The sequence below is a fragment of the Brachybacterium sp. AOP29-B2-41 genome (genome assembly GCF_052378395.1).
Taxonomy (GTDB): Bacteria; Actinomycetota; Actinomycetes; order Actinomycetales; family Dermabacteraceae; genus Brachybacterium.
Genome location: NZ_JBQSXR010000018.1, coordinates 17627 through 30921 on the forward strand (window position 1 = coordinate 17627; position 13295 = coordinate 30921).

The window sequence follows — 13295 nt, forward strand, 5'->3', positions numbered from 1 at the left end:
GGGAAGGATGTCAGACCACCCGGCGCTTGAGCTTGCGACGCTCACGCTCGGACAGTCCGCCCCAGATCCCGAAGCGCTCATCGTTCTCGAGGGCATACTCGAGGCACTCGGCACGCACCTCGCAGGAGACGCAGACCTTCTTGGCCTCGCGGGTGGAGCCGCCCTTCTCGGGGAAGAACGCCTCCGGGTCGGTCTGCGCGCACAGGGCACGCTCCTGCCAGGTCAGCTCGACGTCGTCGGAGTCCTGCCCGGCGAAATCGAGCAGGGACAGCTCGGCACGCGCGTCGTCTTCGACTCGTTCCGCATCCATGGCCACCACTCCTTCCACTGCTGTGTCGACCACCGAAGGCCCGTTGGAGCCCTAAAGTACACCGGTGTAGTTATGGTCCGTCAAGCGGCGTCGGCGCGTCGCCTTGCATATCGCATCCGAATCACATTCCCGGGAGGCCCCGTGTCCATCGCTTCACCGCCTGCACAGGCAGCATCGCGCACGCCTGATCCGGCCCCCTCGCCGGTCACCGTACTGCCCGTCACCGGGCTCGGCGAGATCCGCGAGGGCGACGACCTCGGCGCCCTGCTCACCGCGGCCCTGGCCCCGCTGTCCCCGGCCGACGGCGACGTGCTGTGCATCTCCACGAAGGTCGTCTCCAAGGCGCTGGGACTGCGCGTGGCCCCCGAGGATCGTGACGAAGCGATCCGTGCCGCGGCGGTGCGCACCGTCGCCCGCCGTCTGCACACGCGGGTGGTCACCTCCGTGGTGCAGATTGCGTCCGGCCCGGTGATGGCGGCCGCCGGGGTCGATTCGTCCAACGCTCCCGAGGGACCGCTGCTGCTGCCCGAGGATCCCGATGCCTGCGCGCGGGAGCTCCGCGCCCACCTGGTCGAGTCATTGGGCGTGGATCTGGGCGTCCTGCTGACCGACACCTCCTCCCGCGTCTGGCGAGTGGGGGTCGGGGACATCGCGCTCGGCGCCGCGGGTGTCAGTGCGCTGCAGGACTTGCGCGGAGGGACCGACGCCGATGGTCGGCCGCTGCATGTCACGGTGCGGAACCTCGCCGATGAGCTCGCCGCCGCCGCCGATCTGGTCAAGGGCAAGGCCAGCGGGGTGCCGGCCGCTCTGGTGCGGGGAGTCGCCTCCGCGACCGCGGATGATGTGCCGGCTCGGGAGCTCTCCCGCACCGGGAGCGATGACTGGTTCCGTCGGCCCAGCCTCGAATCGGTCTGGGTCTCCCTAGGGCTGACTCCGGAGCAGGAGCCCATCGCCCGGATGTCTCCCGAGCCTGATGGGGAGCGGATCGCCCGGGCACTCGCTGTCGCGTCCCTGCCCCGGGCCGGGCAGCTGCCCGGCACCGCAGCGGCCCACCTGAGAGCGGGTGCACAGGATCGTCCGCATATCGTGGTGGAGGCCGCGGACGATTCGACCGCCGCGCTGATCCACGCTGCGACGCTCGCAGAACGGATCCGCACCGCGCTGGGTGCCGAATCCCTCGCCGCCGCCCTGCCGGAGATCTCCCTCGAGATCTCCGTCCCCGATCCTCTGGAGGACCTGACATGAGCGAGCACCGCACGCCGAGCATGGACACCGGTGCCCAGCTGCTGCGCGCCCTGGAACAGACCGGTCCGAACCCGGTGCTCGCCTGGTACGGCGAAGCGTCTCGGATCGAGCTGTCCGGCCACGTGCTCGCCAACTGGGTGATCAAGGCGATCGGGCATCTTCACGACGAGATCGCGCTCGCCCCGGGCGACCAGATGGTCCTGGATCTCCCTCCCCATTGGAAGCGCCTGGTGCTGGCCCTGGCGGCCTGGTCCCTCGGCGCGGAGGTGACCTGGTACGACCGTGAGGGCTCCGCAGGTGACGCAGCGGGCACTGGAGATGCAGTGCTTCCGGTCCCGTCGCCGCAGGTGGTCGCCACCGACCGACCCGACTCGGAGCTGGCCGAGAGCGCGGATGAGGTGCTCGCCCTCCAGGCGGTCTCGCTCGCACCGCGCTACGACGGGGAGCTGCCTGCGCTGGTCCACGACTGGCTCAGCGAGGTGCGAGGGAGCTCCGACCGGCTCGGGGTGGCTCTGCCCCGCTGGAGCGGCCCCGCGCCGCTCGAGCCGGCTGTCCCGCAGCGGCCGAGCACGGCGCACGGCACGCCCCTCCCCCGGGTGCTGGTGGAGGACGACGGGCTGCCCGCGGCCGCGCAGCTGCTCGGGGCACTCCTGGCCGGTGGCGGGATCGTGGGGCCCGCGAGCGCGGTGGGCGAGCACCAGGAGCGCGAGGAGGGCGTGACCGAAAGGCTCCGCCCTCGCTGACAGCCCGAGACGGGTGCTGCTCGGACCGCTCAGATGGCCCGGCGGAAGCTGTTCGGACGGCTCGGGCAGCCCTGAGAGCTGAGAGAGGCGGCTCAGCCCGCGCGGAGCGTCGCGACGGCCTCGGTGGGGTCACCGTCGAAGATGGCCTGCCCCTTACGGAGCACCACGATGCGGGTGCACAGCTTCTCGAGCATCTCGAGCTCATGGGAGACGACCACCATGGTGCGGCCGGCCTCCTGCAGCTCACGGATCCGTTCGAGGCACTTGCGCTGGAACGGCTCGTCGCCGACGGAGAGGATCTCGTCGACCAGGAAGATGTCCGGCTCGGTGTGCACCGCCACGGAGAAGGCCAGGCGCAGGAACATCCCTGAGCTGTAGTACTTCACATCGGTGTCGATGAACTCCTCGATCTCGCTGAAGGCAACGATCTCCTCGAACTTCTCATCGATCTGCTCGCGGCTCATCCCGAGGATGGCGCCGTTGAGGTAGACGTTCTCGCGCCCGGAGAGGTCGGGGTGGAAGCCGGCGCCCACCTCGATCAGGCCCGCCACCCGGCCCCGCAGGAGCACCCGTCCGTGGTCCGGGTAGAGCACTCCGGAGATGGTCTTGAGAAGGGTGGACTTCCCAGAGCCGTTGAAGCCGATCAGCCCCACCGTCTCCCCCGCGTGCACCGTGAGGTCCACGTCGTCCAGGGCCAGGAAGGAGTCGGCCAGCTTCTTGCGCTTCAGCGCCGAGAACACGAGCTCCTTGAGGGAGTGGTCGTGGCGCAGGGAGAACTGCTTGGTGACGTGCTCGATGCGCACCATCTCGCGGTCGGTGGGGACCGCGGCGGAGGCGGGCACGGAGTCGATGTTCGGGCTCATCCGGGCGCTCCTGTCACAGTTCCTGGGCGAAGCGCCGCTTCGAGCGCTCGAAGAGGACGTTGCCGGCCACGAAGGTCACCGCCGCGATCAGCAGCCCGGCCCACCACAGCCCGAAGGGCTCGCCCGCGGCGGTGAGCGAGGGATCCGCGGCGACGGCCTCGACCACGGAGGGTGAATAGCGCCAGAAGGCGACGTGGAACAGCTCGACCACGATGGTCAGCGGGTTCAGCTGATACAGCCACCACCACACGGTCCCCCCGATCGCGTCCTGGACCATCGAGATCCGGTAGAGGACCGGCGAGAGCCAGGTCGCGACCATGACGATCAGATCCACGAAGTTCTCGACATCGCGGAAGGCGGCGTTGAGCGCCGCGGTGATCATGCCGAGCCCCATGGTGAACACCACCAGGATCACGATCCCGAGCACGAAGGCGATCGCTGCGGTGAACGAGGGCAACCACCCGAACAGCAGGGCGCCCACCACCAGCACCGCGAGCTGGGGCAGGAAGTGCACCAGCGCCACGATCATGCTCGCCCAGGGGAACAGCTCGCTGGGCAGATAGATCTTCGAGACCAACGCCTGGTTGCCCGTGATCGAACGGGTGGCGTTGCCGAACACCTCACCGAAGAGGTTAACCACCACGATCCCGCTGAAGAGGTACACCGCGTAGGCGGGGGTGTCGCGCTGGAGCTGCAGGAAGACACCCAGCGCGATGTAGAAGACGATGAACTGCACGGCGGGCTTGACGTAGCTCCACAGCATGCCCAGGGCGCTGCCGCGGTAACGCACCCGCAGCTCCTTGCGCACCAGCAGGCGCAGCAGGAAGCGCTCGCGGATCGGGTTCAGCCAACCTGCGTCCTGCCCCGGGGCCCGCCAGCCCTCGGCCTGCTCCGCGCGCGACGGAAGCCGCGCAGTTCTGCCGGTTCCGGTCGCGGTCACGCCGCAGAGCCTCCGGTGCCGCCGCCGAGCTCAGAGCCCTCTTCCCGGTCACGCTCCCGCACTGGCGCCGGGTTGTCCGCGAAGGTCTGCTCCCAGGCGTCGAAGGAGGTGATCCGCGAGGAGGCCTCGCGATAGCTGTCACGCAGCTCGTTCCAGCGGCGGTGCAGCTCGAGGTGGGCGGTGATCGCTTCGGTGAGCATCTCGCGCACCTGCTGCGGGTTGCGCTTGTACCAGGCGACCTGGGTGCCCTCGGCGTTGGAGACCAGTGCGCTGTCGTAGGCGGACAGCCGCCACCACTTCGCGTCGAGGTGCGGGATCACCGTCTGCGGGTTCTCCGCGGACCGGGGCTGCGTGGGCTTCAGCAGCTGCTTGGCGAGGGTCTTCGCCGTCCATACCGGGAGCATCAGCCGATGCGGCTGAGTGAAGGGACGTCCCTTCCGGGGCGGCTTGTCGATGTGGACCGGCGGGTACAGGTCCTGGTCCTTCTTGGCGACCGCGTCGTCGAAGTCCGCGGCCATCCCCCGGATCTGGGGAAGCTTGGTCCCGATCGAGGGGTGCAGGGCGTCGGGGCCCTCGAGCACGTCCTGCTGGGCCATCAGCCGGCCCGCCTCCGTGTAGTACTGCATGGAGATCAGGTGCTTGACATCCATGAACTGCGATTCCTTGACCACCCGGCCGCCCCGGGCGTACGGGGAGTGCAGCAGCGCGGTGATGATGCGGTTGCGCTCATGGAAGTAGGCCTGCCAGCCCACCAGGTCGTCCTTGTCCACCCAGCTCATGTGCCAGACCCCCGCGCCGGGCAGGGAGACCGTGGGATAGCCGGCCTTCTTCGCCCGCAGCCCGTACTCGGCGTCGTCCCATTTGATGAACACCGGCAGGCTGAGACCGATCGCGCGCACCGTCTCGGTGGGGATCAGGCAGCTCCACCAGCCGTTGTAGTCCACGTCCGCGCGGCGATGCAGCCAGGGGGTCGAGCGCAGCGGATCCAGCGCGAAGTCGTGGCCCATCTCGCCGCCGTCGTTCGCCAGCGCCGGCTGGATGCGCCAGGGATCGACGACCTCGCCGAAGGTGTGCAGCACCGAACGATTGTTGAGGTCGAACATGTGGGCGCCGACCAGGGTGGGGCGGGTGGCGAAGTCCGCGAAGGTCACCATCCGGATCAGCGACTCCGGCTCGAGCACGATGTCGTCGTCGCAGTTGATGACATAGGTGGAGGCACCGGCGGTCGACGCCTCATACATCCCGCGCGAGAAGCCGCCCGACCCACCGATATTCCCCTGCTCGATGACCCGCAGCTTCGAGCCCAGCGACTCCTGCAGCGGTGCGAGCTCCTCAGCATGGTCGTTCAACCGATCGGAGCCCTGGTCGATGACGTACATGACGTCCAGCAGCGCACGCAGATCGTCATCCTCGGCAAGGGTGCGGATGTTCTCCAGGCAGTACTCGACCTTGTTCATCGTGGTCATGGAGATCGAGAAGCTGCCTTCGGTGCGGGCGAGGTCCGCGTCGGCGGTCCACTCAGCGCCCAGGATCGTCAGATCCTCCGCCCCGGCATAGGCGTCGAACCAGTACCAGCCGCCATCGCCGAAGGCCGTCAACGGCAGCTCGAAGACCTGTTCGCCAGCACCGCTGATGGTGCGGGACTCCTGGCGCTGCAGGGTGCCGCGAGCGGTCGAGCGCATCACCACGAGATGGCCGGAGCCGGCGGTGCGGATGGTCAGCCGGATCGCCCGCACCGGGGTCCAGCGCCGCCAGTAGCTGGCCGGGAAGGCATTGAAGTAGGTGCCGAAGGAGCGCATCGTCTGCGCCGGGATGCGGGCCGCATGCCGTTCGCTGAGCTCGCTGATGTCGACCACCGCCTGTGTGGTGCGGTGCGCTCCGTGACCGTCCGCCTCACCCTTGTCGGCGCGGTCCGAGCTCCCGCCGAGCCCGAAGGCTCCGCCGGTGGCTCCGGAGCGGGCGTCAGACGCTTCGATGTACAGCGGCACGATGTCCGGGGAGGCTTCGAAAGGCAGGATCAGACGCTGCAGCAGGCGCTGCGGGGCGCCCGGTACGGGCTGGTCGGTCTCACGGGGTGCCGCAGTGGCGGTGGTGGCGTTCATGGTGCTCCTCGTCGGCGTTCGGCGGATGCCCCGCGGCAGGGCGGCGGGGCGCTCGGGTCACGCCCGCAGCAGGTCGGACAGCTTGTTATCGGCCATGGACAGGGCCGAACCGATGGCCATGTGCATGTCCAGGTATTGGTAGGTGCCCAGCCGGCCACCGAACAGGGTGCGGGGCTCGGCATCGGCGAGCTCGCGATAGGCCAGCACCCGTTCGCGATCGCTGCCGGAGTTGATCGGGTAGTACGGCTCGTCCCCGGACTCGGCGAAGCGCGAGTATTCCCGCTGGATCACGGTGCGATCGGTGGGATAGTAGTCGCGCTCGGGGTGGAAGTGGCGAGGCTCGATGATGCGGGTGTACGGGGTCTCGGCGTCGGCATAGTTCATCACCGAGGTGCCCTGGAAGTCGCCGACGTCGAGGTGCTCGGTCTCCAGGTCGATGGTGCGCCAGCCCAGCTCTCCGAGCTCGAAGTCGAAATAGCGGTCCATGGGGCCGGTATAGACCACCGGGATGTTCCCGCGCACAGCGTCCTTGTTCAGCGGCTGCGAGGTGTCGAAGAAGTCGGTGTCGAGCTTGACCTCGATGTTCGGATGGTCCGCCATCCGCTCGAGCCACGCGGTGTAGCCCTGGGTGGGCAGCCCTTCGTAGGTGTCGTTGAAGTAGCGGTTGTTGTACGTGTAGCGCACGGGCAGGCGCGAGATGATCGACGCGGGCAGGTCCTTGGGATCGGTCTGCCACTGCTTGCCGGTGTAGTTCTTGATGAACGCCTCGTACAGCGGTCGCCCGATCAGCGAGATGCCCTTGTCGTTGAGGTTCTCGGGGTCCTTGCCCGCGAACTCACCCGCCTGCTCGGTGATCAGCGCACGCGCCTCCGACGGCGTGTATGCGGACTGGAAGAACTGGTTGACGGTGCCGAGGTTGATCGGCATCGGGTAGACCACGCCCTGATGGTTCGTGAAGACCTTGTGCTGGTAGCCGGTGAAATCCGTGAAGCGGTTCACGTACTCCCACACCCGCTCGTTCGAGGTGTGGAAGAGGTGCGCGCCGTACTTGTGCACCTCGATGCCGGTCTGCTCATCGGCCTCGGAATAGGCGTTGCCGCCGACGTGAGGACGCCGGTCGATGATGGTCACCTTCGCGCCGTGTTCAGCGACCGCGCGCTCAGCGACGGTCAGGCCGAACAGGCCGGAACCGACGATCAGGAGATCAGGAGTCGACACAGGAGGTCCTTTCGATGCGTGCGGAGGAGTCCGCTCGATGCGTGCGGTGGAGTCCGCCGGAGACTCGCTCACAGTATCGGAGCCCGACCGATGGGAGGAGCCCCGCCCTCGGCGCGCCGAGAGGTGTGGCTTGCCTCATGACGTGATGGACACCGAGGGGTGCGGGACCTCGACGTTCTGCTCGATGAAGCGACGGTAGCCGATGCGGCGGACCCAGCCCGGGGCGAAGCGGTAGGCGCCCCGCAGCACGACGTTCCGGGCGAACCGTCCCGGGCCGATCACCCGGTCCAGCAGCATCCGGCGCTGCAGCTGCAGGTCGCTCGAGAACAGCCTCCAGCCGCCCCGGCGGGCGAACAGCTCCTCGTCGACCCGATAGTCGACGAGGACCTCGGGACGGTTCCCCATCCGGGCACCGCCGAGCATCATCCGCTCCCACAGCCAGTAGTCCTCGAGCAGCGGAAGGTCCCGATAGCCGCCGACGGCGAGCGCCACCGAGCGCCGCAGCACCACTGTGGGGTGATGGAGGGGGCTGTGATGCGGCAAATAGCGCACGATCTCGTCGTGCTCGAGCGGCCTCGTGCGCAAGGGCCCCTGGCCGGGCTCGACCCGGTCACTGAACTCTCGCATCGCACCGCCCAGCAGGTCGAGGCCCTGCTCCTCCATGCTCGGGATCTGGAGCGCGAACCGCTCGGGCCGGCAGATGTCGTCCGCATCCGCGCGCGCGACCAGTTCGTAGGGGCTGGCCTCGAGCCCGTCCTGGAGCGCTGCGGCGACCCCTCGGTGAGAGTCATGTCGAAGCACCTGCGACGGTCCGAACTCCCCGGCGACGACTCGCTGCACCAGCGCTTCGAGCGCCTCCGGCAGCGGTCCGTCCACGGTGAGGATCAGGAGCTCGGGGCGACGCTGCTGATCGACGGTCGCCGAGCTGAGGGCGAGCTCGACACGATCCGGGAGATCGCGTCCCCATAACGGCATCAGCACCGCGAACGGGGCAGGGTGCCCGGTCGCGGGAGGGTGATCCGGTTCGCTCACCGACCGGCCGCCCTCTCGATCGCGCGGATGTCGGCCGCGGCTTCGCCATCGGCCTGGAGCACCGTCGTGGACGGTCGCGGGCCGCGGCGTAGAGCGGAGAGCAGGCCACGCAGCCCCACGCCGAGCAGGTCACCGCGGTGGCGCAGCAGGAGCCGGAGCCAGCCCAGAGCGGTGGCGCCGCCGTGGACGACCTTCTCCAGCGGCGTGAAGGAGCTGGTGCGCAGCAGGGCCCAGAGTCGGTTGCGCACGTCATAGTAGAAACGAGAACCGGGGCTGGTCTGGGCATTGCTGAACCGGGCGGTGCGATGCTCGACGACGGAGCCGGGCACCTGGAGCCCCCGGCCGTGCCGCAGCAGGCGCCCGGTGTGCTCGAAGTCGTCGGACCAGATGAAGTAGTCCGCATAGGGAAGGCCCAGCCGGCGCACGTCCTGGCCGTTCAGCAGCGCGGAGACGTAGCTCGCGGTGCGGATCGGCCGCCCGCCGGCACGGGCGGCGTCACGCTTCTCCTGCGCGCTCGCCCCGAGCCTGCTGCGCTGGGTGTTCATGGGGTGGTCGCGCCCGTCGGTCCACACGGCCCGCGAGCTGAGCACGCTCAACCGCACCGGGGAGGCCTCGAGGGAGCGCAGCAGCTCATGCAGCGCGCCCGGGCGCGGCACGGTGTCGTCATCCATCACCCACACCCAGTCCGCCTCATGGCGCACCAGTGCGCGGGCTATGCCAGCGGCGAAGCCGCCCGCTCCACCCACGTTGCGGCGCAGATGGACGACGTCCGCATTCAGCGGATGCAGGTCCGCGACGGTGCCGCTGGCATCGGTCGAGGCGTTGTCGATGATGATCACCGCATCGGGGCGTCGCTCCTGAGCCGCGAGTGCATCCAGGCACTCCTGCAGCAGCGTCTCGCGGTTGTAGGTCACCACAACGGCGACCACGCGCGCAGAGAGCGCGTCGGGGTGCGCGGTGCTCTGCCGCGACGTCCGGTCGCCTGCGGGTGCGGAATGGGTCACTGCGCCTCCTGCTGCTGGTCCGCGCCGCCTCGGCGGCACGGCCCCAGTGTACGGAGCGCCGGGCACCCGGGCCCACCTCCCTGATGACCACGGTGTGAAGGTTCTCGGGAGGTTCCTGGGAACAGCGACGCGCCATCGTGCCGCAGCGCCGCGGGATGCGCCCGGGCGGCTACCCTGACGAACGCCGCATGCGCCGAGGGACCTCGCCCACCGGAGCCCGCATGCCCCCGATGCCCCCGAATGCACGGCTCCGGCCGGAAGGAGACAGCTGTGAGCGACCAGCCACCGCCACGCTCCCCTCGACCGGGAGGGCCTCGACGTCCCGGCGGCCACCGCGCGCGAGCCGGTGGCAGCGCCCGCCCGGTTCCGAGGCAGGGACGGCGTCCAGCCTCCCCCGCCGCCGACGGCCCGACCCCCACCCGTCCGATGCCTCGCGCCGACGCTGCTCTGCCGGGAGCTCGGCAGGGTGTCCCCGAGGCCCGCGCCGACGTTCCCCCGCAGGGCCCGCGTCGCGACGCCGACCTCGATGGACGGCCTGCCCGCGGCCATCGTGACCACGGCCATCGTGATCACGGCCCTGGCGACCGGGAGACTGGTAGGCCCTCCGTCGTGCCGCCCGGCGGGGCTCCGCTCCCCCGCACCTCCCGGAACCCCCGGCGCACTTCCCGCCCGGTGCGGCTGGGAGCCACGCTGCTGGTCCTGGTGATCGTGGTGGTGCTGGGCTGGGGCGCCGGGCTGCTGCTGTGGACGCAGGGCCGGATCGAACACGTCGAGACGCTGTCCGAGGCCGCGAACACCCCGGGAACCACCTATCTCATCGCAGGCTCCGACAGCCGCAGCGGGGACACCGTCGAGTCCGACGGCACCGAAGGTGCCCGCACGGACACGATCATGCTCCTGCACAAGGCCCCGGGCGGGAACAGCTACCTGATCTCGCTGCCCCGGGACACCCTGGTCGACATCCCCGGCAAGGGTGGATACAAGCTCAATGCGGCCTACGCCTTCGGCGGGGCTCCGCTGCTGGTCGAGACCGTCGAGCAGTTCACCGGACTCACCGTGGACCACTACGTCGAGGTCGGCTTCGACGGCGTGGCGCAGGTGGTCGATGCGGTGGGCCACGTGAACCTGTGCATCGACCGGGATGTCGACGACAGACGCTCGGGGCTGGTCATGACCGAGGGCTGCCACGACGTGGGCGGGGAGCAGGCGCTCTCCTTCGTGCGGGCCCGCTACTTCGATCCCACCGCAGACATGGGACGCCAGCAGCGCCAGCAGCAGTTCGTGGGGGCGCTGATGGATCGCGTCACCTCACCGGCGGTGATGCTGAACCCGATCAGCCAGCTGCGCCTGGCCGGGGCCGGTTCGGGAGCGCTGACCACGAGCGAGGGCACCGGGATCGTCGATGTGGGCCGGATGGCCCTGACCGCTCGCAGCGCCATGAACTCGGGAGGGACGCTCAGCATCCCGATCGAGAACCCCGAGTACCAGACGAAGCATTCCGGGGTCGCACTGCTCACCGATGAGGACGACGTCGCCGCCTTCTTCGCCTCCGTGGCGGACGGCTCCGCGGAGCCTGCCCCCGCGCCATGAGCAGCGCCGCAGGCTGCAAGAGCTGCGGCGTCAGCGGAACAGCATGTCGATGACGATGTTCACCGAGTTCAGGACCGACTGGCCCTTCGAGCGGGAGTAGTCGGTGTAGAGGATGTGCACCGGATGCTCGGCCACGGTGAACTTGTGGCGCCCGATCTCCTCGACGATCTCGGAGGCATGCGCCATCCGGTTCTGCTCGATGGCCATCTTCTCGCAGACCTCGCGTCCCAGCACCCGCAGCCCGTTGTGCGCATCAGTGAGCTTCACGCCGGTGGTGAGATTCGTGTACCAGATGGCGCCGCGCAGCACGACGCGCTTGAGCAGCCCGGGCTTGGTGCGGGAGTCCAGGAAGCGGGAGCCGAGCACGATGTCCACACCCTCGGCCTCGCGCTGGGCGATCATCGCGGCGGCGTCGTCGACCTGATGCTGACCGTCCGAGTCGAAGGTCACGATCTGCCGCATGTTCGGGTCACGCAGCGCGTAGTCGATGCCCGTCTTGAGTGCGGCGCCCTGCCCCATGTTGTACGGGTGGCGGACGACCACCGCACCGGCCTCTTCGGCGATCCTGCCGGAGTCGTCATGGCTGCCGTCATCCACGCACACCACGAGCGGGTAGCGGGTGCGCAGGTCACGCAGGACGTCCGCGACGACCTGGCCCTCGTTGAACAGGGGGACCACGAACCAGGTGCTGTCAGCACCGGGCGACTCTGAGGTGGCGGGCACCTCGGGTGCGGGATCGGACGTGCTCAAGTGCTCTCCTTCTGGGGTGCCGGACGGACGTGAGAACACCGACGATTCGGCGGCACGGGATGCAGGATCCCGAACGGCCGTTGAGGATACCCTGTCACGGTGGACTGCCCCTGGTGGTCATCGACGCGCACGCGGCATCCGAGAGGTGCCCCACGAGGAGGAATCGACATGAAGACAGCTGTTGTCGCTCTGGGCAAGATCGGGCTGCCGCTCGCGGTGCAGTTCGCCGATTCCGGCCACGAGGTGGTCGGGGTCGATGTGAACCCGCGCCAGGTCGAGCTGATCAATGCCGCGACCGAGCCGTTCCCGGGTGAGGCGCACCTGCAGGAGAAGCTCTCCGAGCTGGTTCCGGCCGGGAAGCTGAAGGCCACCACCGACTACGCCGAGGCGATCCCCGGCGCGGATGCGGTCGTGATCGTGGTGCCGCTGTTCGTGAACGACGCCACCTGGGAGCCCGACTTCGCGTGGATGGATGCCGCGACGCGGTCCCTGGCCGAGCACCTCACTCCCGGCACCCTCGTCTCCTACGAGACGACCCTGCCGGTGGGCACGCTGCGCACCCGCTTCGTGCCGATGATCGAGGAAATCTCCGGGCTGAAGGAGTCTGTGGACTTCTTCGCCGTGTTCTCCCCCGAGCGGGTCCTGACCGGGCGCGTGTTCGAGGACCTGCGCAAGTACCCCAAGCTGATCGGCGCGATCAGCGAGGCCGGCACGCAGCGGGCCCGCGAGTTCTACGAGTCCGCGCTCCAGTTCGACGAGCGCCCGGACCTGAACAAGCCCAACGGCGTGTGGGACCTCGGCTCCCCCGAGGCCAGCGAGCTGGCGAAGCTCGCCGAGACCACCTACCGGGATGTGAACATCGGGCTCGCCAACGAGTTCGCGCTGTTCGCGCAGGACAACGGCATCGATGTCTACAAGGTCATCGAGGCGTCGAACTCACAGCCCTACTCCCACATCCACCAGCCCGGCATCGCCGTGGGCGGGCATTGCATCCCGGTCTACCCGCGGCTGTACCTGTCGACCGACCAGCACGCGGAGACGGTCCGCACCGCCCGCACCCTGAACGCATCGGTCCCGGCGAAGCTCGTGGACCGGGCCGCGAACCTGCTCGGCTCCTTGAAGGGCATGAAGGCCGTGGTGCTCGGCGCCTCGTACCGCACCGGGGTGAAGGAGACCGCGTTCTCCGGTGTGTTCCCCGTGGTCGAGGCGCTGCGTGAGCATGGCGCCGAGGTCGCGGTCCACGACACCTATTACGACGACGCGGAGATCGAGGGCTTCGGCTGGGCGCCGTACCACCTCGGCGACGCCGCGGATCTGGTGATCGTCCAGACCAACCACGCCGAGTACAAGGACCTCACCGCAGCGGACGTGCCCGGGATCAAGCTGATCGTGGACGGCCGCAACATCACCACCGCCGAGAACTGGCAGGGCACCCCCCGCCTCGTCCTCGGCGACGGCTCCGCCTCCACCCACCAGCAGACCGACCAGGCCTGAGCCG

12 protein-coding genes are annotated in these 13295 nt (G+C 69.1%); 4 read left to right on the plus strand and 8 right to left on the minus strand.

What is annotated here, in order from left to right:
* Positions 1–10: 10 nt before the first annotated feature.
* Positions 11–310, minus strand: a complete 300-nt coding sequence (locus tag ACT3T9_RS15395; protein WP_299304560.1) for a WhiB family transcriptional regulator — start codon at positions 308–310, stop codon at positions 11–13.
* A gap of 141 nt (positions 311–451) precedes the next feature.
* Between ACT3T9_RS15395 and cofE the strand changes: the two genes are divergently transcribed.
* Both cofE and ACT3T9_RS15405 read left to right on the plus strand, forming a co-directional pair.
* Complete coding sequence (gene cofE / locus ACT3T9_RS15400; RefSeq protein WP_444601068.1) at positions 452–1555, plus strand: coenzyme F420-0:L-glutamate ligase; 1104 nt, start codon at positions 452–454, stop codon at positions 1553–1555.
* A complete protein-coding gene (locus ACT3T9_RS15405; RefSeq protein WP_444606959.1) occupies positions 1552–2298 on the plus strand; it encodes a TIGR03089 family protein in 747 nt (248 codons plus the stop codon). Before cofE ends, ACT3T9_RS15405 begins: the two co-directional genes overlap by 4 nt.
* A gap of 92 nt (positions 2299–2390) precedes the next feature.
* On the opposite strand, the gene ACT3T9_RS15410 is transcribed toward ACT3T9_RS15405, so the two are convergent.
* From ACT3T9_RS15410 to ACT3T9_RS15435, 6 genes are all read right to left on the minus strand, one after another.
* Positions 2391–3161: an ABC transporter ATP-binding protein gene (locus ACT3T9_RS15410; RefSeq protein ID WP_441443297.1), complete on the minus strand. Its 771-nt coding sequence runs from the start codon at positions 3159–3161 to the stop codon at positions 2391–2393.
* Positions 3162–3174: 13 nt separating this feature from the next.
* Complete coding sequence (locus tag ACT3T9_RS15415) at positions 3175–4101, minus strand: ABC transporter permease (protein ID WP_444606960.1); 927 nt, start codon at positions 4099–4101, stop codon at positions 3175–3177.
* Positions 4098–6203: a glycosyltransferase gene (locus ACT3T9_RS15420; RefSeq protein ID WP_444606961.1), complete on the minus strand. Its 2106-nt coding sequence runs from the start codon at positions 6201–6203 to the stop codon at positions 4098–4100. The genes ACT3T9_RS15415 and ACT3T9_RS15420 overlap by 4 nt, the downstream gene beginning before the upstream one ends.
* Before the next feature lie 57 nt (positions 6204–6260).
* Positions 6261–7421 carry a UDP-galactopyranose mutase gene (gene glf / locus ACT3T9_RS15425; RefSeq protein WP_444606962.1) on the minus strand — a complete coding sequence of 387 codons (1161 nt, stop codon included), beginning with the start codon at positions 7419–7421 and terminating at the stop codon, positions 6261–6263.
* Between the two features lie 135 nt (positions 7422–7556).
* A complete protein-coding gene (locus ACT3T9_RS15430) occupies positions 7557–8396 on the minus strand; it encodes a glycosyltransferase (RefSeq protein ID WP_444606963.1) in 840 nt (279 codons plus the stop codon).
* 53 nt (positions 8397–8449) lie between these two features.
* Positions 8450–9457 (minus strand): glycosyltransferase, encoded by a 1008-nt coding sequence (locus tag ACT3T9_RS15435; RefSeq protein WP_444606964.1) that lies wholly within the window; start codon positions 9455–9457, stop codon positions 8450–8452.
* Between the two features lie 609 nt (positions 9458–10066).
* Here ACT3T9_RS15435 and ACT3T9_RS15440 point away from each other — a divergent pair.
* Entirely contained in the window at positions 10067–11047 is a 981-nt protein-coding gene (locus ACT3T9_RS15440) for an LCP family protein (protein ID WP_444606965.1), read from the plus strand.
* Positions 11048–11077: 30 nt separating this feature from the next.
* Here the strand turns inward: ACT3T9_RS15440 and ACT3T9_RS15445 are convergent, their stop codons facing one another.
* Positions 11078–11797, minus strand: a complete 720-nt coding sequence (locus ACT3T9_RS15445; RefSeq protein ID WP_442332587.1) for a glycosyltransferase family 2 protein — start codon at positions 11795–11797, stop codon at positions 11078–11080.
* Positions 11798–11965: 168 nt separating this feature from the next.
* Here ACT3T9_RS15445 and ACT3T9_RS15450 point away from each other — a divergent pair, with 168 nt between their 5' ends.
* The gene (locus tag ACT3T9_RS15450) at positions 11966–13291 is read left to right on the plus strand and encodes a nucleotide sugar dehydrogenase (RefSeq protein WP_444606966.1); all 1326 of its coding nucleotides are present in this window, start codon (positions 11966–11968) and stop codon (positions 13289–13291) included.
* Positions 13292–13295 lie beyond the last annotated feature (4 nt).